The following is a 20,078-nucleotide window of genomic DNA, read 5'->3' as shown; positions in this document are numbered from 1 at the left end:
TCCTCGGCCGAATCGCATGGTAACGAAACGGTAACGGTGGTGCTAAAGTTTCCTGCACCGGTCGCCCGACGAAGCGTGATCGGTGGAAAGGCCCGAACCCGTGACGCACGCCTCGCGTGCGGTCGCCCCGACGACCGCACGTCGGCGGCCGAGTGCCGCCGCACCCGCGACCCCGACCCGATTCCGATTCATCGCCGCCCTCGCCCACCCGCCCCGACGTACGCTCCGCGCCGTCCTCGCGGCGGTCGCCGTAGCGGTCATGGCGACGGTGCTGTTCATCGCCCAGTCGCCGCCCGTCGTCTACGCGATCGACGTGTTCGGCGCGCTCCGCCAGCCCGGCGAGCCGGCGTTCACCGTCGGGCATCGCGGTGATCGGGCGACCGCGCCCGAGAACACGATGCCCTCGCTCGAGCTCGCGATGGACGAACTCGAATTCGTCGAGACCGATGTGCAGCTCAGCCGAGACGGCGTGCCGGTGCTCTTCCACGACACGACCCTCGAGCGCATCACCGGCGACCGTCGCAGTGTCGGCGATCTCGGCCTCGACGAGCTCGAACGGCTCGACGTCGGCGGTTGGTACGCGCCCGAGTACGCCGGCGCGAAGATCCCGACCCTCGATGCGTTCCTCGCGGAGCTCGCCTCGCGCGACCAGGCCCGGGCGCTCGTCGAACTCAAGGCCGACTGGAGGCCCGACGAGGTGCGGCTCGTGACCGACCTCGTCGAGCGTCACGGCCTGCGCGGCCGGGTCGTGTTCCAGAGCTTCAGCATCGAGACGCTCACCTCGCTCCAGGCCGCAGCGCCAACGCTGCCGCGCATCATGCTCATCCGCGAGCTGCCGGCGAACCCGGTGCCGCTCGCCGAGCACCTCGGGCTCATCGGGTTTGCCACGACCGTCGACTCCGTCACGGCCGTGCCGGGGGCGCTCGAGCGTGCGCACGAGGCCGGGATCGCCGTGCTCTGCTACACGCTCAACAAGCTCGAGCACTGGGAGGCGGTGAATGCGCTCGGGGTCGACGGCATCATCACCGATGAGCCGAGCGAGCTCGACGCCTGGCTCGCGGAGACCGCGCCCGGCACCTGAGGTCGAGTCGGGCCGGTGGCGCTCGGCGGCAGCGCTCGCACCCGCGGCGGGATCGCGGTGCGAGCGTTCAGCCGCGGTTGGAGAGCTCGAAGATGCGCACGAGCTCGGCGACCGCCGCCTCGCGCTCGTCGCCGCCCGCCTCGTACTGGTGGGTGACGTGCGTGCGCAGGTGGTTCTCGACCAGCAGCTTGTTGAGCGACCCGAGCGACTTCTGCACGGCGAGCGACAGGGTGATGATGTCGACGCAGTAGTCGTCGTTCTCGATCATCTTCTCGATGCCGCGCAGCTGGCCCTCGATGATCTTCGTGCGGTGCAGGGCGCGCTTCTTGATGTCCTCGATCACCATCTCAGGATAGCGCGTTTGCACCCGATACCCCTAGGGGGTATATTCGAGCCCATGACCACGCTCGACGACTCCCAGGTGCGCACGATCGACCTCGACATCGAGGGCATGACCTGTGCGAGCTGCGTGGGGCGCGTCGAGAAGCGCCTCGGCCGGCTCGACGGCGTCGAGGCCGCCGTCAACCTCGCGACCGAGCGGGCACGCGTGCGATTCCCGTCGACGACCTCGATCGACGCGCTCGTCGACGCGGTTCGACAGGCGGGCTATACGGCGACCCCGGTCGAGCGCGATGCGGGGCGGGATGCCGCGGCGCCGGCGCGGACGGGGGAGTCGCCGATCGCGGCCGAAGGGCCCCGCACGTCCACCGCGACGCGCTCGCCCCGAACGGCGGAGGCGCCGGCGCTCGGCGCCGGCGCCGAGACATCCATCGCGGACGACCCGCTGCGCACCCGGCTGATCGTCTCTGCGGTGCTCACGGTGCCGGTCGTCGCGATCGCGATGATCCCGGCGCTGCAGTTCACCTACTGGCAGTGGCTGTCGCTCGCGCTCGCCGCACCGGTCGTCGTGTGGGGCGGCTGGCCGTTCCACGGCGCCGCCTGGGTGAACCTGCGGCACGGCTCGCTCACGATGGACACCCTGGTCTCGCTCGGCACGCTCACGGCGTTCGCCTGGTCGCTGTGGGCGCTCTTCCTCGGGCACGCCGGCATGCCCGGCATGACGCACGAGTGGACCTTCGGCGTGCGGGGCACGCCCGGCGGCGACGTGTACCTCGAGGTCGCGGCGGGCGTCATCACGATCATCCTGCTCGGGCGGTACATCGAGGCGCGCTCGAAGCGCCGCGCCGGCCGCGCGCTGCGCACCCTGCTCGAACTCGCCCCGCGCGAGGTGACCGTGCTGCGCGGTGCGGCCGGCGCGACGGTCGAGACCCGCGTGCCGATCGCCGACCTCCACCCCGGCGACCGCTTCGTCGTGCGCCCGGGCGAGCGCATCGCCGCCGACGGCACCGTCGTCGACGGCGAGGCGAGTGTCGACGAGTCGATGCTCACGGGGGAGCCCGCGCCGGTCGACGCCGCGCCCGGCAGCGAGGTCACGGCGGCGACCATCGTGCACGGCGGCAGCCTCGTCGTCGAGGCGTCGCGGGTCGGCGCCGACACCCGGCTCGCCCAGATCGCCCGCCTCGTCGAAGACGCGCAGCTCGGCAAGTCGCGCGCTCAACGGCTCGCCGACCGCATCTCCGCCGTGTTCGTGCCGATCGTGATCGCGATCGCCCTCGGCACCGCGATCGCGTGGATCGCGACCGGCAGCCCGGTCGAACAGGCGATCACCGCCGCCGTCGCCGTGCTCGTCATCGCGTGCCCGTGCGCGCTCGGACTCGCGACGCCCATGGCGATCCTCGTCGGAACGGGACGCGGGGCGGAGCGCGGCATCCTCATCACGGGGCCTGAGACCCTCGACCGCATCGCCGGCATCGACACGATCCTGCTCGACAAGACCGGCACGCTCACGACCGGGCGCATGCGGCTCGGCGAGGTCGTGACGGCCGGGTCCGTCGTCGTCGCCGCCGGCGGAGGCGGGTCGGCCCGCATCACGGGCGACGGTGAGCGAGCGGCGGATGCTGCGACCGACGCGACGACGGCGCTCGCCGTCGCCGCCGCGCTCGAGCAGCGGTCCGAGCACCCGATCGCGCGCGCCGTCGTCGCCGGCGCCGCCGAGCGCGGCGTCTCCGTGCCCGTCGTGCGCGACTTCCGCGCCCACGCGGGCCTCGGAGTGACCGGCGTCGTCGACGGGCGGAGTGCCGCGGTCGGTCGACCGGCGTTCCTCGAGGAGTCGGGGCTGCGCCTGCCGACGGAGCTCGCGCGCCGCATCGCCGACTCCGACGCGACGGCCGTCGCCGTCGGCTGGGACGGCGAGGTGCGCGCCGTGCTCGAGGTCGGCGACGCCACCCGACCAGGCGCCCGCGCCGCGATCGACCGGCTGCGGGGCCAGGGGCTGACCCCGGTGCTCCTCACGGGCGACGCCGAACGACCCGCCCGTCGCATCGCCGCAGAGCTCGGGATCGACGAGGTGCACGCCGGCGCGAGCCCCGAGGACAAGCTCGCGGTCGTCACCGGCCTGCAGTCCGGCGGCCACAAGACGGCAATGGTCGGCGACGGCGTGAACGACGCCGCAGCGCTCGCCGCGGCCGACCTCGGCATCGCGATGGGCGGCGGCACCGACGCGGCGGCGAGCGCGAGCGACCTCGCGCTCACCCGCGACGAGCCGGGAGCCATCCCCGACGCGATCTCACTCGCGCGCGCGACGCTGGGAACGATCCGCGGCAACCTGTTCTGGGCGTTCGCCTACAACGTCGCGGCGATCCCGCTCGCCGCCGCCGGGTTCCTCAACCCGATGATCGCGGGCGCCGCGATGGCGTTCTCGAGCGTGTTCGTCGTGCTCAACAGCCTGCGGCTGCGCCGCGCCTGAGCTCCGAGCCCGGGCCGACGTCCGAGCACGCGCCCGACGGCGACGAGGCGGCGGACTCCCGCGCGCTCTGGGGATCACCACGCACGATGCGGGCCGCTAGCGTGGGAGGCATGCCGCTTCGTCGTCCGCTCCGCCGGGCCCTCACCGCCGTGGTCGCCGCGATGGTCGCGACCGGGCCGTTGCTCGTCGGCGTCGGGGCCGGCCATGCGGATGCGGCGCCGTCGGCGCCGTCGGCGTCGAAGGCCTCGTCCTCCGCCGCCGGCCAGGGCGGAGCGCCGGCGCCCGTCTCGGCGATCGGTCCTCGCGCAGGCGTCGACGACTTCACGTTCTCGTCGTTCGACGCCGTGTACGAGCTCTCGCTCGACGCCGAGGGGCGCTCGATGCTCGGGACCACCGAGACCCTCGTCGCCGAGTTCCCCGAGTTCGACCAGAACCGGGGCATCCGCCGCGCCATCCCGCTCGACTACGACGGCCACCCGACCGACCTCGTCATCGAATCGGTCACCGACGGCACCGGTACCCCGCGCGCGTTCGAGACGGAGACCGACGAGGACGGCGAGTTCCTGCTCGTCACGATCCGGGCCGACGACTTCGTGCACGGCCGGCAGACGTACGTCATCGACTACCGCCAGCGCAACGTCACCCACGTGCCCGACGACGCCGCGATCGACGAGTTCTACTGGGACGTCAACGGCACCGGATGGGCGCAGCCGTTCGGCGTCGTGCGCGCCGAACTCCGGTTCGGGGGAGCACTCGCCGACGGCTTCACCGGCGCGGTGGCCTGCTACCGCGGCTGGAGCGGTTCGAGCACCCCGTGCGACGGCATCACCACCGACGAGGGCGCCGACGGTGAGACGGTCGTCGTCGCGCAGGCGGCGTCGATCGGACCCTACGAGAACCTCACGATCGCGGCGGGCTTCCGCGCGGGCACCGTCGTGCCGCGCGACGACGCCTTCTGGTCGTCGCCCGCCGCGGTCGGCGGCGGCATCGCGGCCCTCGTCGCCGTCGGCGCCGCACTCGCAGCCCTCATCGCCCGGCTCACCCGGTGGCGCGACCATCCCGGCCGCGGCACGATCGTGGCGCAGTACGAACCGCCCGAGGGCGTGTCCGCATTCGTCTCCGCAGATCTCGTTGGACAGCCCGGCAAGGGGGTGACCTCGACCATCCTCGAGCGCGCTGTGGCCGGCGAGGTGCGCATCGTCGAGACGGGTCGGCGCCGTTACGCCGTCGAGTACGTCGGCGGCACCACGCCGGCCGACGAGCACGCGAGCGCCGTCACGCGGGCGCTGTTCGGGTCTCCGCCCGCGCGCGGCGCCGTGCGCGACCTGAAGTCGCGCGACACCGCGCTCGGGCGACGCCTGCTCGCGATCCGGCAGCGGGTGACGAAGGGCGTCGTCGCCGCCGGTCTCCGCCGCCGCCCCGACCGCGGCCTGCGCGTGCTGCTCGGGCTCATCGCCGTCGTCGCGGCGGCGTTGAGCGTCGTCCTGGGCATCGTCGCCCTCGAGGGCGTCATGGGCGGCGCGTGGCCTGCGATCTGCTTCGTCGTGGCGCTCGCCGCCTCGCTCATGACGCTCGGCCTGGTCATCGACGTACGCCCGCTCACCGAGCACGGGCGCGAGCTTCGCGACCACCTCGAGGGCCTCCGGCTCTACATCCGGCTCGCCGAGGCCGACCGACTGCGCGTGCTGCAGAGCCCGAGCGGTGCCCTTCGGGTCGACGCGACCGATCAGCGCGCCGTGCTGAAGCTGAACGAACGCCTGCTGCCGTACGCCGTGCTGTTCGGCCTCGAGCGCGACTGGAGCCGCGAACTCGCCGTGCTCTACGAGCGCGAGGGCAGCGCTCCCGAGTGGTACTCGGGCCGCGACGGCTTCAACGCGGCGTGGTTCGCGGCGGGCGTCTCGTCGTTCTCATCGGCGTCGAGCAGTTCGTGGTCGGGCTCGAGCTCGAGTTCGTCGTCGAGCGGCTCGGGCGGCGGCGGCTCCTCCGGCGGTGGTGGTGGCGGCGGCGGGGGTGGCGGCGTCTGAGCCCCGCTCGCCTCGGTCACTCGTCGTCGGCCGCGGGCACCCGCTCGTCGCGCAGGTCGACGCGGCGCTCGGCGTCGACGCCCGGCAGTTCGTCGTCGAGCGCGTCGTCGAGCGAGCGTTCGTCGTCGTCGTGCGCCTCGTCGGCCTCATCGAACTCGGTGTCCTGCGACACCGTGAAGTCGTCGTCCTCGGGCGCGAACTCCGCGCCCGCCCCCGCGAGCTCGTCCATACTCCAAGGGTAGGCGGGTCGGCGCCTCAGGGGTAGCCCTCCGCCATATGCTCGCCCCATGGCCGACTGGATGCTGGCGGGTCTCGCGGGCCTCATCGCGGGCGGCGCACTGCTCGCCGGCGCCGTCATCGCCTGGTTCGTCGACGTGCCGACGCGCATCGTCGCCGGCATCATGGCGTTCGGTTCGGGCGTGCTCGTCTCGGCGCTCGCCTACGATCTCGTACTCGAGGCGCAGGACGAGGGCGGTTTCTGGCCGACGGTCGTCGGCTTCGCGGTCGGCGCCGTGGTGTACGTGCTCGCGAACCGCCTGCTCGACCGGTTCGACCAGCGCAACCCGCGCGGCACCGGGCAGGACCCGGGCACCGGCACCGGTATCGCGATCGGGGCGCTGCTCGACGGCCTCCCCGAGTCGGCGGTGCTCGGGCTCAGCATGGTCGGCGGCGCAGGGGTGAGCGTCCCGGTGTTCGTCGCGGTCGTCATCTCGAACCTGCCCGAAGGACTCAGCTCGACCGCCGAGCTGAAGGCGAACGGCCGTTCGCGCGCCTACGTCTTCCTGTTGTGGACGGGCATCGCCCTCGCGAGCGGGCTCGCCTCGCTCGCCGGCTACACGCTGCTCGACGACGCATCGGGCGAACTCACGGCGTTCATCACGGCGATCGCAGCGGGGGCGATCCTCGCGATGATCTGCGACACGATGATCCCCGAGGCGTTCCGCACCGCACACGCCTTCACGGGGCTCCTCGCGACCGCGGGCTTCCTGCTGAGCTACGCCGTGCATGTCGCCGGGTGAAGCCCCGGTTTCCCGTTCTGAGCCCCGGTCCCGCTAGAATGGGCACCGCGCCCGACGAATCCGTTCTTCGGCCGACCGTGCGAGCCCCGCTCGCCGCTGCTCGGTTCGGGATTCGGCGTACCGCGTCGCGCGGCCTCCGAGCCGTGGCAGTCGGCCCGATCACCCATCGGTGCCGCAGGGGGCGTGCCGGGCTCCGGCACGAACGAACGGGAGAACAATGGCCCAGCAGAGGCAGCGGCAGCGCACGCGTTCGCGCGACGACGACGCGCCCATCATCCCGATCCTCGCCCGCAAGGTGCGAGAGGTCGAGCAGAAGGCGCAGAAGGGCAAGCTCGGCCCGACCAACCGGCAGAAGTTCCAAGTGATCGCCCTGCTCATGCGCGAGGAGCGAGCCCGGGTGAAGGCCGACTCCGAGATCACCGACGCCGCCCGCGCCGAACTGCTCAAGCGCCTCGACGGCATCGCGCAGATCCTCGCGAAGACCGCGGCGCGCGACACGAGCCTCATCCAGCTGCTCGAGCCCGACGCCTCGATCTCGACGGTCGCGCAGCGATTCCGCCGCGACTGGCTGCTCGAGTCGGGCGCCGAGCTCAGCCCCGACGAGCTCATCATCACCCGTGAGGCCGAGCCGGTCGTGCCGCAGCTGTCCGAGAACCAGGTCGTGCCGCGCTCCGTGAAGTCCCGCCAGCTCGCGAACCCGTTCCTCGCCCCCGACTTCTCGAAGGCCGTCGCGCCCGTCGTGCCCGTGCGCCGGCTCGCGAACTGGGAGCTGCTCGGCCCCCTCTTCAAGGCGTTCGAGCAGGGCTCCGGCGGCCAGGCCGCCACGATGGAGCTGCCCGAGGCGCCGAAGGTCGACCGGCTCGCACCCCGCGGCCTCGAGCTCATGAAGCACCAGGCGCGCTTCATCGAGAGCGCCCGCAACGGGCACCGCACGTTCCTGCTCGCCGACGAGCCCGGCCTCGGCAAGACGGCCCAGTCCGTGCTCGCGGCATCCGTCTCGAACGCCTACCCGCTGCTCGCGGTCGTGCCCAACGTCGTGAAGATGAACTGGGCTCGCGAGGTCGAGCGCTGGACCCCGCACCGTCGCGCGACCGTCATCCACGGCGACGGCGACACCCTCGACGCCTTCGCCGACGTCGTCGTCGTGAACTACGACGTGCTCGACCGGCACATGGCGTGGCTCTCGACGCTCGGTTTCCGCGGCATGGTCGTCGACGAGGCGCACTTCATCAAGAACCTGCAGTCGCAGCGCTCGCGCAACGTGCTCGCGCTCGCCGACCGCATCCGGCGCGCCACGCCCGGCGGCGACCCGCTGCTGCTCGCGCTCACGGGCACCCCGCTCATCAACGACGTCGACGACTTCCGCGCGATCTGGCAGTTCCTCGGCTGGATCGAAGGCGACAAGCCCTCGCCCGAGCTCCTCGGCAAGCTCGAGGAGACGGGGCTCACCCCCGCCGAACCCGGCTTCTACGCCGAGGCGCGGCGCACCGTCATCGACCTCGGCATCGTGCGACGTCGCAAGGTGGATGTCGCGGCCGACCTTCCGGCCAAGCGCATCGCCGACCTCCCCGTCGAACTCGACGACGAGCTCGGCCGCTCCGTGCGCGCCGCGGAGCGCGAGCTCGGCAACCGCCTCGCCTCGCGCTTCCGTGCGCTCGTCGAGGCGCGCCACCTGCGCATCGGCGACCTCGACGAGGACACCCGCGACCAGTTCATCCGGGCGGTCGCGAGCGCCGAGCTCGAGGAGTCGAAGTCGGCGAAGTCCGGCGAGAACGTGTTCACGATGGTGCGGCGCATCGGCCAGGCGAAGGCCGGCCTCGCGGCGGACTACGCGGCGCAGCTCGCCCGGTCCGTCGGCAAGGTGGTGTTCTTCGCGAAGCACATCGACGTCATGGACCAGGCCGAGGCGGCGTTCGCGTCGCGGGAGCTCCGCACCGTGTCGCTCCGCGGCGACCAGACCGCCCTGCAGCGCCAGGCCGCGATCGACGCGTTCAACAAGGACCCCGAGGTGCACGTCGCCGTCTGCTCGCTCACCGCGGCCGGCGTCGGCGTCAACCTGCAGGCCGCGTCGAACGTCGTGCTCGCCGAGCTCAGCTGGACGGCCGCCGAGCAGACCCAGGCGATCGACCGCGTGCACCGCATCGGCCAGGAGGAGCCCGTGACCGCGTGGCGCATCATCGCCGCGCACACGATCGACGCCCGCATCGCCGAGCTGATCGACTCGAAGCAGGGCCTCGCGGCGCGCGCGCTCGACGGCCAGGACGTCGAGCCGGGCTCGGCCGATTCCGTGCAGCTCGACGCTCTCCAGCACCTGCTGCGCCAGGCCCTCGACGGGGCGCTGTGACGCGGACTCGGTGCAGCACCGTGCTTCTGCACGCCCGTGCCGGGCGCGCGGACGGGGCGCTGTGACGCGGACTCGGTGCAGCACCGTGCTTCTGCACGCCTGTGCCGGGCGCGCGGACGGGGTGCTGTGACGCGGACTCGGTGCAGCACCGTGCTTCTGCACGCCCGTGCCGGGCGCGCGGACGGGGTGCTGTGACGCCGGTGCCGACGCGGTTGGCGTGATGCTTGCGCCATTTGGCGACCTCGATTCGAGTGCCCGACCGAAACGTCTCACCAGAGTCGAGGTTCGCTAGACTTCCGAACGTCGTGCCCCGATGAAGCGGCTCCACCGACGATTCCCCCCTCACCCCCAAGGAGTCCAGCGAGCATGAAGATCGGCATCCTCACCTCCGGCGGCGACTGCCCCGGCCTGAATGCGGTGATCCGCGGCGCCGTGCTCAACGGCGTGATCTCGCACGACACCGAGTTCGTCGGGTTCCGCTGGGGCTGGAAGGGCGTCGTCGAGGCCGACATCATGCCGATCACCCGTCACGACGTGCGCGGCCTCTCGAAGCAGGGCGGCACGATCCTCGGCTCGAGCCGTACCAACCCGTTCGAGGGCGAGGGCGGCGGCCCCGAGAACATCCAGCGCATGCTCGACGAGCACGGCATCGACGCGATCATCGCGATCGGCGGCGAGGGCACTCTCACGGCCGCCCGCCGGCTCCACGACGAGGGCGGCATCAAGGTCGTCGGCGTGCCCAAGACGATCGACAACGACCTCGCCGCCACCGACTACTCGTTCGGCTTCGACACGGCCGTCGAGATCGCGACCGAGGCGATCGACCGCCTGCGCACGACCGCCGACTCCCACGGCCGCTGCATGGTGCTCGAGGTCATGGGCCGCCACGTCGGCTGGATCGCGCTGCACTCGGGCATGGCCGGGGGAGCGCACGCCATCCTCATCCCCGAGCAGCCGCAGTCGATCGAGCAGATCTGCGAGTGGGTCGAGTCGGTCCGCGACCGAGGCCGTGCCCCGCTCGTCGTCGTCGCAGAGGGGTTCACGCTCGACGGCATGGACGAGGCGCACTCGCACAAGGGCCTCGACGCCTTCAACCGCCCGCGGCTCGGCGGAATCGCCGACATCCTCGCGCCGATGATCGAGGAGCGCACCGGCATCGAGTCGCGCGCGACCGTGCTCGGCCACATCCAGCGCGGCGGTGCGCCATCGGCCTACGACCGCGTGCTCGCGACCCGCCTCGGCATGGCCGCCATCGACGCGGTCTACGCCCACGCATGGGGCTCGATGGTGACGCTGCGCGGCACCGACATCGAGACGGTGTCGATCGCCGAGGCCGTGGGCACGCTCAACCGGGTGCCGCAGTCGCGGTACGACGAGGCGCGCATCCTCTTCGGCTGAATCCGTGTACGACGTCTGCGTCTGCTACCTGCTCCGCGAGCGCGACGGGGTCACCGAGGTGCTCCTGGGCCGCAAGAAGCAGGGTCTCGGCAAGGGGCGCATCGTCGCACCCGGTGGCAAGCTCGAGCCCGGTGAGACCGCGGCGGATGCCTCGGTGCGGGAGATCCTCGAAGAGGTCGGCCTCGTCGTGGCCGCCGAGGACCTCGAGCCGCGCGGGCTCATGACGTACCACTTCCCCCACCGCGAGGGGTGGAGCCAGCGCTCCCACGTGTTCGTCGCCCGTGCCTGGCGGGGCGAGCCCGAGGCATCCGTCGAACTCGACCCCGAGTGGTTCGCGCTCGAAGCGGTGCCGTACGAGGCGATGTGGGACGACGCCCGGCTCTGGCTGCCGGGCGTGCTCGCCGGCGGGCTGGCCCGGCGCACCTTCGTCTTCGGCGAGGATCTCGCGACGGTGGTGTCAGAGGGGCCTCCCGTCGCGTAGGATCGACGCGGCCCTGAACTCCAGGTGAACCGCTCCCTCTCGCAAGAAAGACGCCGGTGGATACGCCCCTCATCGTCGTGCTGGTCATCGCACTGGCGCTCTTCTTCGACTTCACGAACGGCTTCCACGACACGGCGAACGCCATGGCGACGCCGATCGCGACCGGTGCGCTCCGGCCGAAGGTGGCGGTCGCCCTCGCGGCGGTGCTGAACCTCGTCGGCGCGTTCCTCTCGACCGAGGTCGCCATGACGATCTCGGGCGGCATCATCAAAGAGGGGCCGGGGGGCGTGCTCATCACGCCCGAGCTCATCTTCGCGGGCCTCATCGGCGCGATCGTGTGGAACATGATCACCTGGCTGCTCGGCCTGCCGTCGTCGTCGAGCCACGCCCTGTTCGGCGGGCTCATCGGCGCAGCGCTCGTCGGCTTCGGCGTCGGCGCGATCGACTTCTCGGTCGTGCTGTCGAAGGTGATCCTGCCGGCGCTGCTCGCCCCGCTGACCGCGGGCCTCATCGCCTACATCGCGACGAAGCTCGCCTACGCCATCACGCGCCGCCACGACGGCAAGCCCGACGGCCGCGACGGCTTCCGGCACGCGCAGATCTTCTCCTCGTCGCTCGTCGCACTCGCCCACGGCACCAACGATGCGCAGAAGACGATGGGCATCATCACGCTCACGCTCGTCGCCGCGGGCGTGCAGGCGGTCGGCAGCGACGTGCAGCCCTGGGTCATCGTGACCTGCGCCGTCGCGATCGCGCTCGGCACCTACATGGGCGGCTGGCGCATCATCAAGACGCTCGGCACCGGCCTGACCGACGTCAAGCCCGCGCAGGGCTTCGCCGCCGAGACGGCGACCGCCGCGACGATCCTCGCGTCGAGCCACGTCGGCTTCGCGCTCTCGACCACGCAGGTCGCCTCGGGCTCGGTGATCGGCTCCGGCCTCGGTCGTCGGGGTTCGAAGGTGCGCTGGCGCACCGCCGGCCGCATCGGCATCGGCTGGCTCATGACCCTGCCGGCCGCCGGTGCCGTCGGCGCGCTCGCCGCGTTCGTCGCCCTGCAGCTCGGCGTCGTCGGCATCATCATCGACACCGTCGTCGGCGTCGCCGTCATCGCCGGCATCTTCCTCTGGTCGCGGCGCAGCGAGGTCTCGGCGAACAACGTCGTCAGCGAGGTGGCCGACTCCGGCCGCGCCGTCAAGATCAAGCGCAACCCGAAGCCGAAGAAGAAGGTCAAGAAGTGATCGACTGGCTGGCATTCGTCCTCGTCCTCGTGTCCGCCCTCGTCGGCACCGCGGTCGTCGTCTCCGCGTACTCGCTCGGCATCCGGCTGCTCACCATCTCGGGACGCACGCCGATCGTCACGCCCGCAGAGTTCACCGACGCCATCACGATCGTCACGCCCGCTGAGATCAAGGCCGCGGAGAAGCGCGCCAAGAAGGCGGCGAAGAAGAGCCCGCTCTCCGAAGGCCAGAAGCGCGCCGCCCTCGTGGGTGCGTGGGCCTGCTTCGCGGTGAGCGCCATCGCCGTCGTCTACGGCATCTACCTGATCGTCGGCGACCACGTCATCAAGCTGCTGGGCGGGTGATGCCGGCGGGGCGACCCGCCGCACCCGGTCACGGCCGTGACGTCATGACAGTCCACCCGTCGTGCGACCCTGCCGCACGTCCCTCATCGAAGGTTCCCGGATGACCACTGCAACGCCTCCCACGACCGACCCGACCGAGCCCGCCGGCGAGAAGCCGGTCGGTGCGTTCGACCGCTACTTCGAGATCTCCGCGCGCGGCTCGAACCTCCTGACCGAGGTACGCGGCGGCATCGTCACGTTCGTCACGATGGCCTACATCGTGATCCTCAACCCGATCATCCTGTCGAGCGGCACCGACATCGACGGGCAGCAGCTCGACTTCATGCAGCTCTCGGCCGTCACGGGGCTCACCGCCGGTGTGATGACGATCCTGTTCGGCGTCGTCGCGCGACTGCCGTTCGGCTTCGCGGCGGGCCTCGGCATCAACTCGTTCCTCGCGGTGTCGGTCGTCGGGCAGGTGACCTGGCCCGAGGCCATGGGCCTCGTCGTCATCAACGGCCTCATCATCGTGGTGCTCGCGGCGACCGGTCTGCGCCGGTTGATCTTCGATGCCGTGCCGATCCAGCTGAAGCTCGCGATCACCGTCGGCATCGGCCTGTTCATCGCGTTCATCGGCTTCGTCGACGCCGGCTTCGTGACGGCGACCGGTGTCGGTTCGCCGCCCGTGGGCCTGGGCGTCGGCGGTTCGGTCGCGACCGTTCCGTCGCTCATCTTCGTCTTCACCCTGCTGCTCACCGGGCTCCTCGTCGCGCGCAAGGTGCGCGGCGGCATCCTCATCGGCCTCGTCTCCGGAACCGTCGTCTCGGTCGTCGTCGAGGCGATCATGAACCTCGGGCCCAGGGTCGCCGGCGGCGAGGTCGTGAACCCCGGCGGCTGGGGCCTCTCGGTGCCCGAGCTGTCGGGATCGCCCGTGAGCGTGCCCGACCTCTCGCTCGTCGGCCAGGTCTCGTTCGGCAGCTTCGAGCGCATCGGGGTGCTCGCCGCGGTCATGCTCGTCTTCACCCTCGTCTTCACGAACTTCTTCGACGCGATGGGCACGATGACCGGCCTCTCGAAGGAGGCGGAGCTCGCCGACGCGAAGGGCAACTTCCCGCGGCTGAAGTCGGCGCTCGTCGTCGAGGGCGTCGGAGCCGTCGTCGGCGGCTACACCTCGGCCTCGTCGAACACGGTGTTCATCGAGTCGGGCGCCGGCATCGGCGAGGGGGCGCGCACGGGCGTCGCGAACCTCGTGACCGGCGCGCTGTTCCTGATCGCGATGTTCTTCACGCCGCTCGTGTCGATCGTGCCCACCGAGGTCGCCGCGGCGGCCCTCGTCATCGTCGGTGCGCTCATGATGTCGCAGATCAAGGGCATCGACTTCAGCGAGTTCTCGGTGCTGCTGCCGGTGTTCCTCACGGTCACGGTCATGCCGCTCACCTACTCGATCGCGAACGGCATCGGCGCCGGCTTCATCAGCTGGGTCGTGATCCGGTCGCTGTCGGGCCGGGCGAAGGAGATCAGCCCGTTGCTCTGGGTGGTCGCCGCCGGCTTCCTGATCTACTTCGCGCGCGGGCCGATCGAGGCGCTTCTCGGGGGCTGACCCGCCTGCGTGTTGCCGGGTTCGGGGACCCTCCCGGAGCGCAGGGGTCGACCCCGGCTTCGGCGTACGCCTGGGACTCCGAGTCCGGCGACAGCACGCGGATGCCTCGTGCCGCATGCGGCACGAGGCATCCGCGTGGCCATCGCGACTCGAGTGGCGTCAGTTCGTGCCGCGCACCTTCGAGATCGCGTTCATGCCGTGGTAGACGACGAGCGCCGCGATCGTGCCGAGCGCGATGCCGCCGAAGACGACGTTGCCGAACTCGATGGTGAAGTTGGCGATGCCGATGACGAGCGCCACGGCGGCCGTGAACTGGTTCACCGGTCGCGTGAAGTCGACCTTGTTGTCGACCCAGATCTTCACGCCGATGATGCCGATGAGGCCGTAGAGCGCGACGGTCGCCCCACCCAGCACGCCCTGCGGGATCGTCGCGACGAGCGCGCCGAACTTGGGGGAGAGGCCGAGCAGCACGGCGACGATGCCCGCGATCCAGTACGCCGCGGTCGAGTACACGCGCGTCGCGGCCATGACGCCGATGTTCTCGCCGTACGTCGTCGTGCCCGAGCCGCCGAACATGCCTGCGATCGTGGTGGCGAGGCCGTCGGCGAACAGCGCGCGGCCGGTCTGCTTGTTGACCGAGGCGTCGGTCATCTGGGCGACACCGCGCACGTGGCCCACGTTCTCGGCGATGAGCACGAGCACGACCGGGAGGAACGCGGGCAGGAGGCCCCACACCGCCGGGTCGGCGAACGGGTTCGTCGCGAGGTGGAAGTCCGGCAGGCCCACCCACGCCGCCTTCTCGAGGGCCGCGAAGTCGACTTGTCCCTGGATGACGGCGGCGATGTAGCCGACGACGACGCCGACGAGGATCGAGATTCGGCCCAGCATGCCCCGGAAGAGCACGGTCGTGAGCAGGATCGCCGTGAGCGTGATCAGGGCGGTGAGCGGGGCGGCGTCGAAATTGACCTTCGCGACCGGGGCGAGGTTGAGGCCGATCAGAGCGACGATCGCACCGGCGACCACCGGCGGCATGAGCACGTCGATCCAGCCCGTGCCCGTCCACAGCACGAGTGCGCCGATCGCGGCGAGCAGGAGCCCGACGCTGACGATGCCGAAGAGGGCGGCGCCCATCGGGTCGTCGAGCTGCGTCGAGCCGAGCGCCGCGAGCATCGGGGCGATGAACGCGAACGACGAACCGAGGTAGCTCGGCAGCCTGTTCTGCGTGATCACGAGGAACAGGAGCGTGCCGATGCCCGAGAACAGCACCGTGGTGGCCGGCGGGAACCCGGTCAGCAGCGGCACCAGGAACGTCGCACCGAACATCGCGACCACGTGCTGCGCACCGATGCCGATCGTGCGCGGCCAGCTGAGGCGTTCGCCGGGGGCGACGACCTCGCCCGGTGCGACGTGCTTGCCGTCGCCGTGCAGGGTCCAGGGCAGGTTCATGGGTCTCCGATCGACATCGAGGGGCGGAAGTCCTCAGATCGTATCGGGGGGATACCCCCATACCGCCAGCCCCGGCGCGCTTCTAGCGTTGAAGTACAACCGAGAAGGAGCACACACCATGACCACCGTCACCGACACCGCAACCCAGGCGCCGTACCAGGGGCAGCCCGCCGCGCCCGTCGCGGAGTCGCGCGGCTTCAGCATCGCGAGCCTCGTGCTCGGCATCGTCTCGATCGTCGCGAGCTACAGCTTCGTCGTCCCGATCGTCGGGCTCGTGCTCGGCATCATGGCCCTCAAGCGCGAGCCCGCGACCCGCACGACGGCGATCTGGGGCATCGTGCTGAACGCCGTCATGCTCGCGGGTGCCGTGGTCGTCGCGCTCGGCGCCGCCGTCTTCGGCCTCGTGATGCTGCCGTTCGCGTTCCTCTGAGCCGAACGCCGATCCGACCCGCGCGGGGCCCGAGCACAGCTCGGGCCCCGCTCGTCGTCGGGGCGTTCAGGCGTAGAAGCCGCGCAGCAGCGCCTCGGTGCCCGTGAGGTGCTCGGCCATCGCCGCGGCGGCCTCGTCGGCGGATCCGCGCAGGATGGCGCTCACGATCGCCCGGTGCTGCTCATCGGAGTGCGCGATGTTCGGTGCGAGCAGCGGGATGCCGTCGAGCAGCTCGTTGACTCGCATGCGCACCTCGGCCACGAGCGGCGTCACCGACTCGGCGCCGATGACCTCGGCGATGACGAGGTGCAGCCGCGAGTCGGCGACGCGGTACTGGCCGGGTTCGGCGGCGGCGCACTCCTCGCACGCCTGCCAGAGGCGATCGCGATCGCCCGCGGTGAGCTCGCTCTCGGCTGCGCGGCGGGCGACGCCGACCTCGACGACCGCGCGCAGCGCGAGCGTGTCCTCGAGCCGGGCGCGGTCGACCGTGCGCGCGCCCGTCGTCGACCGCTCGGGCAGCGGATCGGAGACGAACGTGCCGCCGTAGCGGCCGCGCCGCGAGACGACCCACCCGGCCTCGGCGAGCGAGCCGATCGCCTCGCGCAGGGTGTCGCGGCTCACCTCGAGGGTGACGGCGAGCTCGCGCTCGGCGGGCAGCCGCTCGCCGGGCGGGATGAGCCCGAGGCGGATGGTCTGCAGCAGGCGCTGCACCGTCTCCTCGAACGCGTTCGCGGGCCGGGCGGGCCGCAGGAGGAGCCCGGCGTCGAGGACGTCGGGGCTCTCCTGCGGTACCTGGTCCATGCTCCGAGCTTAGAGCGGCGTCACGTACGCGGCGCTGATGCCGCCGTCGACGAGGAAGGTCGAGCCGGTGATGAACGAGGCGTCGTCGCTCGCAAGGAACGCGACCGCCGCGGCGAGCTCCTCGGGCTTCGCGAAGCGGCCGACCGGCACGTGCACGAGGCGTCGCTGGGCGCGCTCGGGGTCCTTCGCGAACAGCTCCTGCAGGAGCGGCGTGTTCACCGGCCCCGGGCAGAGCGCGTTGACCCGGATGCCCTGGCGGGCGAACTGCACGCCCAGCTCGCGGCTCATCGCGAGCACGCCGCCCTTCGAGGCCGTGTACGAGATCTGCGAGGTGGCCGACCCGAGCACGGCGACGAACGAGGCGGTGTTGATGATCGAGCCGCGACCCTGCGAGACCATGTGCCGCAGCGCAGCCCGGGAGCACAGGTAGACGCTCTTGAGGTTGACGTCCTGCACCTTCTGCCACGCGGGCAGCTCGGTGGTCTCGATCGAGTCGTCGTCGGGCGGCGAGATGCCCGCGTTGTTGAACGCGACGTCGACCGACCCGTAGACGCGGGCCGCCTCGTCGAAGAGGTGGTTCACCTGCTCCTCGTCGGTGACGTCGACCTGCACGAACAGCCCGTCGACGTCGGCGGCCGCTGCGGCGCCGGTCACGGGGTCGAGGTCGCCGATGACGACCTTCGCGCCCTCGGCGGCGAAGCGCTTCGCGGTCGCGAAACCGATGCCGGAGGCGCCGCCCGTGACGACGGCGACGCGGCCGGCGAGGCGCTGGGTGAGATCGATCGGTGCGGTGGCCATGGTGCTCCTTGCTGGTTCGGCGGCGGGTGCCCGGTGCGGGCGCGGTGGGTGGGCGGTATCAGTCGACGGCGATGAAGACGTTCTTGGTCTCGGTGAACGCGAGCGGCGCGTCGGGGCCGAGCTCCCGGCCGAGCCCCGACTGCTTGAACCCGCCGAACGGCGTGGCGTAGCGCACGGAGGAGTGCGAGTTGACCGAGAGGTTGCCCGACTCGACACTCCGGGCGACCCGGATGCCGCGGCCGATGTCGCGCGTCCAGATGGACCCGGAGAGCCCGTACCGCGACGCGTTCGCGAACGACACGGCGTCGGCCTCGTCATCGAAGGGGAAGACCGTCACGACGGGTCCGAAGATCTCCTCGGTCGCGGTCGGCGCGGTGCGCGAGGGCGTCAGCACCGTCGGCGGGTACCAGAATCCCGGGCCGTCGGGTGCGCTGCCGCGGAACGCGACGTCGGCGTCGTCGGGCACGAACGAGCGCACCCGGTCGCGGTGGGCGGCAGCGACGAGCGGCCCCATCTCGGTCGCCTCGTCGGTCGGGTCGCCGACGACCACGCCCTTGACGGCGGGCTCGAGCAGTTCCATGAAGCGTTCGTAGACGCTCCGCTCGACGAGGATCCGGCTGCGGGCGCAGCAGTCCTGGCCGGCGTTCTCGAACACGCCGTACGGCGCGGTCGCCGCGGCCTTCTCGAGGTCGGCGTCGGCGAACACGATGTTCGCGCTCTTGCCGCCGAGCTCGAGGGTCACGCGCTTCACCTGCTCGGCGCAGCCGGCCATGATGCGCGTGCCGACCTCGGTCGAGCCCGTGAAGACGACCTTGCGCACGGTCTCGTTCGTGACGAACCGCTCACCGACGACCGACCCCTTGCCGGGGATCACCTGGAAGAGCCCTTCGGGCAGGCCCGACTCGAGCGCCAGCTCGGCGAGCCGGAGGCTCGTGAGCGGCGTCCACTCGGCGGGTTTCAGCACGACGGCGTTGCCGGCCGCGAGTGCAGGGGCGAAGCCCCACGAGGCGATCGTCATCGGGAAGTTCCACGGCGTGATGACGCCGACGACACCGAGCGGCTCCTGGAAGGTGACGTCGAGGCCGCCGGCGACCGGGATCTGGCGGCCGAAGAGGCGCTCGGGTGCGGCCGAGTAGTACTCGAGCACATCACGGACGTGCCCGGCCTCCCACCGCGCCTGCACGATCGGGTGACCGGAGTTGCGCACCTCGAGCGCGGCGAGCTCCTCGAGTGCACCGTCGACCGCCGCGGCGAAACGACGGAGGGCCCGAGCCCGGTCGACGGGTGCCACGGCCGCCCAGTCGCGCTGCGCGACGGCGGCCCGTGCGATCGCGGCGTCGGCCTCCTCGACCGTGGCCGGCTCGACGGTCGCGACGATGCGTTCGTCGGCGGGGTTGACGATCGTGCGGGTCATGGTCGGGTCCTCTCGCGGTCGGTGCGGGCGGCGCGGTGCGATCGGGCGGCCTCGACGAGGCCGGCGAACAGGCGACGGTCGGCGGCGTTCTCCTCGGGGTGCCATTGCACGCCCACGCCGAAGGCCGCATCGGGCAGTTCGACCGCCTCGATCACCCCTTCGGCGGTGCGGGCCGTGACGACGAGCCCGTCGGCGACCTCGTCGAGCGCCTGGTGGTGGTAGACGTGCACGGGCAGGTCGCCCGTGTCGCCGACGAGGCTCGCGAGCCGGGAGCCGGGTGCGACCTCGACGGTCGTCTCGCCGAACACGGCGGGGCCGGGTTGGTACGCCTCGGTGCCGACGACCTCTGGCAGGTGCTGGTGCAGCGTGCCGCCGAGCGCGACGTTGAGCATCTGGGCGCCGCGGCAGATGCCGAGGAACGGCAGGTCGGCCTCGATGGCGGCGGTGAGCAGCGCATCCTCCCAGTCGTCGCGGTCGATGCGCGGCGCGCCGGTGCGCTCGTGCGGCGCCTGGCCGTAACGCGCCGGGTCGACGTCGGCGCCGCCGGCCACGATGAGACCGTCGAGACCGGCGAGCACGGCACGCGCGATTCCGGGGGAGACGGGCTGCGGCGGCAGCAGCACGGCGATGCCGCCGGCGTCGGTGACGGCGTCGAGGTACACCTTCGGCAGGAACGAGGCGGGCACGTCCCACACTCCGGTCTGCGCCTGCTCCAGGTAGGTGGTCACCCCGATCACCGGCGCGGGTGGCGCGGGCCGCGCCCCCGCCACCCCCCCGGCCCCCCGCCCCCCCCCCGCCTGCGGGGAGTGAGCGACGGTGGACACCCCCGCACCCCGCCCCCGCCCGGGCGGGCCCGGCGGGTGCGGGGCGCGGGC

At 71.9% G+C, this 20,078-nt stretch carries 18 protein-coding genes; 11 read left to right on the top strand and 7 right to left on the bottom strand.

All coding sequences use genetic code 11. From position 1 onward, the window contains the following. Positions 1-100 precede the first annotated feature (100 nt). Positions 101-1,081 (top strand): glycerophosphodiester phosphodiesterase family protein, encoded by a 981-nt coding sequence (locus ACFWGP_RS12930; RefSeq protein ID WP_275506702.1) that lies wholly within the window; start codon positions 101-103, stop codon positions 1,079-1,081. Between the two features lie 67 nt (positions 1,082-1,148). Here ACFWGP_RS12930 and ACFWGP_RS12925 read toward each other — a convergent pair whose 3' ends face one another. Then, a complete protein-coding gene (locus tag ACFWGP_RS12925) occupies positions 1,149-1,424 on the bottom strand; it encodes a metal-sensitive transcriptional regulator (RefSeq protein WP_275506703.1) in 276 nt (91 codons plus the stop codon). Between the two features lie 54 nt (positions 1,425-1,478). Here ACFWGP_RS12925 and ACFWGP_RS12920 point away from each other — a divergent pair, with 54 nt between their 5' ends. Beyond that, positions 1,479-3,887 carry a cation-translocating P-type ATPase gene (locus ACFWGP_RS12920; protein ID WP_275506704.1) on the top strand — a complete coding sequence of 803 codons (2,409 nt, stop codon included), beginning with the start codon at positions 1,479-1,481 and terminating at the stop codon, positions 3,885-3,887. A 110-nt stretch (positions 3,888-3,997) separates the two neighbouring features. After that, positions 3,998-5,911 (top strand): DUF2207 family protein, encoded by a 1,914-nt coding sequence (locus ACFWGP_RS12915; RefSeq protein WP_376931092.1) that lies wholly within the window; start codon positions 3,998-4,000, stop codon positions 5,909-5,911. Positions 5,912-5,927: 16 nt separating this feature from the next. Here the strand turns inward: ACFWGP_RS12915 and ACFWGP_RS12910 are convergent, their stop codons facing one another. Then, positions 5,928-6,140 (bottom strand): hypothetical protein, encoded by a 213-nt coding sequence (locus tag ACFWGP_RS12910; protein WP_231431403.1) that lies wholly within the window; start codon positions 6,138-6,140, stop codon positions 5,928-5,930. A 58-nt stretch (positions 6,141-6,198) separates the two neighbouring features. Here ACFWGP_RS12910 and ACFWGP_RS12905 point away from each other — a divergent pair, with 58 nt between their 5' ends. The 7 genes from ACFWGP_RS12905 (at position 6,199) to ACFWGP_RS12875 (ending at position 14,314) form a co-directional block, all read left to right on the top strand. After that, positions 6,199-6,930, top strand: a complete 732-nt coding sequence (locus ACFWGP_RS12905) for a ZIP family metal transporter (RefSeq protein ID WP_231431402.1) — start codon at positions 6,199-6,201, stop codon at positions 6,928-6,930. 217 nt (positions 6,931-7,147) lie between these two features. Next, on the top strand, positions 7,148-9,274 hold the full coding sequence (locus ACFWGP_RS12900) for a DEAD/DEAH box helicase (protein ID WP_231431401.1): 2,127 nt from the start codon (positions 7,148-7,150) through the stop codon (positions 9,272-9,274). Positions 9,275-9,640: 366 nt separating this feature from the next. Continuing rightward, positions 9,641-10,672, top strand: a complete 1,032-nt coding sequence (locus ACFWGP_RS12895; protein WP_231431399.1) for a 6-phosphofructokinase — start codon at positions 9,641-9,643, stop codon at positions 10,670-10,672. Positions 10,673-10,676: 4 nt separating this feature from the next. Further along, positions 10,677-11,153, top strand: coding sequence for an 8-oxo-dGTP diphosphatase (locus tag ACFWGP_RS12890; protein WP_275506708.1), 477 nt, complete (start codon positions 10,677-10,679; stop codon positions 11,151-11,153). Positions 11,154-11,209: 56 nt separating this feature from the next. Beyond that, a complete protein-coding gene (locus tag ACFWGP_RS12885) occupies positions 11,210-12,391 on the top strand; it encodes an inorganic phosphate transporter (protein ID WP_231431397.1) in 1,182 nt (393 codons plus the stop codon). Further along, positions 12,388-12,735: a peptidase gene (locus ACFWGP_RS12880; protein ID WP_231431396.1), complete on the top strand. Its 348-nt coding sequence runs from the start codon at positions 12,388-12,390 to the stop codon at positions 12,733-12,735. Before ACFWGP_RS12885 ends, ACFWGP_RS12880 begins: the two co-directional genes overlap by 4 nt. A 100-nt stretch (positions 12,736-12,835) precedes the next feature. Continuing rightward, complete coding sequence (locus ACFWGP_RS12875; protein WP_231431395.1) at positions 12,836-14,314, top strand: NCS2 family permease; 1,479 nt, start codon at positions 12,836-12,838, stop codon at positions 14,312-14,314. A 159-nt stretch (positions 14,315-14,473) separates the two neighbouring features. On the opposite strand, the gene ACFWGP_RS12870 is transcribed toward ACFWGP_RS12875, so the two are convergent. Further along, a complete protein-coding gene (locus ACFWGP_RS12870; RefSeq protein WP_231431394.1) occupies positions 14,474-15,760 on the bottom strand; it encodes a uracil-xanthine permease family protein in 1,287 nt (428 codons plus the stop codon). 118 nt (positions 15,761-15,878) lie between these two features. Here ACFWGP_RS12870 and ACFWGP_RS12865 point away from each other — a divergent pair, with 118 nt between their 5' ends. Beyond that, on the top strand, positions 15,879-16,190 hold the full coding sequence (locus ACFWGP_RS12865) for a DUF4190 domain-containing protein (RefSeq protein WP_231431393.1): 312 nt from the start codon (positions 15,879-15,881) through the stop codon (positions 16,188-16,190). Positions 16,191-16,256: 66 nt separating this feature from the next. Here ACFWGP_RS12865 and ACFWGP_RS12860 read toward each other — a convergent pair whose 3' ends face one another. From ACFWGP_RS12860 to ACFWGP_RS12845, 4 genes are read right to left on the bottom strand one after another with little or no spacing between them, the layout of a single operon-like run. Beyond that, positions 16,257-16,991: a FadR/GntR family transcriptional regulator gene (locus ACFWGP_RS12860; RefSeq protein ID WP_231431392.1), complete on the bottom strand. Its 735-nt coding sequence runs from the start codon at positions 16,989-16,991 to the stop codon at positions 16,257-16,259. A 9-nt stretch (positions 16,992-17,000) separates the two neighbouring features. Continuing rightward, positions 17,001-17,789, bottom strand: a complete 789-nt coding sequence (locus tag ACFWGP_RS12855) for a 3-oxoacyl-ACP reductase (RefSeq protein ID WP_376931091.1) — start codon at positions 17,787-17,789, stop codon at positions 17,001-17,003. Between the two features lie 58 nt (positions 17,790-17,847). Then, positions 17,848-19,203 (bottom strand): aldehyde dehydrogenase, encoded by a 1,356-nt coding sequence (locus tag ACFWGP_RS12850; protein WP_231431390.1) that lies wholly within the window; start codon positions 19,201-19,203, stop codon positions 17,848-17,850. Continuing rightward, a complete protein-coding gene (locus tag ACFWGP_RS12845; RefSeq protein WP_376931090.1) occupies positions 19,200-19,931 on the bottom strand; it encodes a gamma-glutamyl-gamma-aminobutyrate hydrolase family protein in 732 nt (243 codons plus the stop codon). The genes ACFWGP_RS12850 and ACFWGP_RS12845 overlap by 4 nt, the downstream gene beginning before the upstream one ends. Between the last annotated feature and the right edge of the window lie 147 nt (positions 19,932-20,078).

The sequence above is a fragment of the Agromyces sp. NPDC127015 genome (genome assembly GCF_042725165.1).
In the GTDB taxonomy this organism is placed as follows: Bacteria; Actinomycetota; Actinomycetes; order Actinomycetales; family Microbacteriaceae; genus Agromyces; species Agromyces chromiiresistens.
The sequence above is the reverse complement of the archived record's forward strand: the minus strand, read 5'-3'. Positions and strand labels throughout refer to the sequence as shown.

Excerpts from the sequence above, each read along its gene's own strand:
- ACFWGP_RS12920 (WP_275506704.1), top strand. The coding sequence starts at position 1,479 with ATGACCACGCTCGACGACTCCCAGGTGCGCACGATCGACCTCGACATC.
- ACFWGP_RS12915 (WP_376931092.1), top strand. The coding sequence starts at position 3,998 with ATGCCGCTTCGTCGTCCGCTCCGCCGGGCCCTCACCGCCGTGGTCGCC.
- ACFWGP_RS12910 (WP_231431403.1), bottom strand. The coding sequence starts at position 6,140 with ATGGACGAGCTCGCGGGGGCGGGCGCGGAGTTCGCGCCCGAGGACGAC.
- ACFWGP_RS12905 (WP_231431402.1), top strand. The coding sequence starts at position 6,199 with ATGGCCGACTGGATGCTGGCGGGTCTCGCGGGCCTCATCGCGGGCGGC.
- ACFWGP_RS12900 (WP_231431401.1), top strand. The coding sequence starts at position 7,148 with ATGGCCCAGCAGAGGCAGCGGCAGCGCACGCGTTCGCGCGACGACGAC.
- ACFWGP_RS12895 (WP_231431399.1), top strand. The coding sequence starts at position 9,641 with ATGAAGATCGGCATCCTCACCTCCGGCGGCGACTGCCCCGGCCTGAAT.
- ACFWGP_RS12875 (WP_231431395.1), top strand. The coding sequence starts at position 12,836 with ATGACCACTGCAACGCCTCCCACGACCGACCCGACCGAGCCCGCCGGC.
- ACFWGP_RS12870 (WP_231431394.1), bottom strand. The coding sequence starts at position 15,760 with ATGAACCTGCCCTGGACCCTGCACGGCGACGGCAAGCACGTCGCACCG.
- ACFWGP_RS12865 (WP_231431393.1), top strand. The coding sequence starts at position 15,879 with ATGACCACCGTCACCGACACCGCAACCCAGGCGCCGTACCAGGGGCAG.
- ACFWGP_RS12860 (WP_231431392.1), bottom strand. The coding sequence starts at position 16,991 with ATGGACCAGGTACCGCAGGAGAGCCCCGACGTCCTCGACGCCGGGCTC.
- ACFWGP_RS12855 (WP_376931091.1), bottom strand. The coding sequence starts at position 17,789 with ATGGCCACCGCACCGATCGATCTCACCCAGCGCCTCGCCGGCCGCGTC.
- ACFWGP_RS12850 (WP_231431390.1), bottom strand. The coding sequence starts at position 19,203 with ATGACCCGCACGATCGTCAACCCCGCCGACGAACGCATCGTCGCGACC.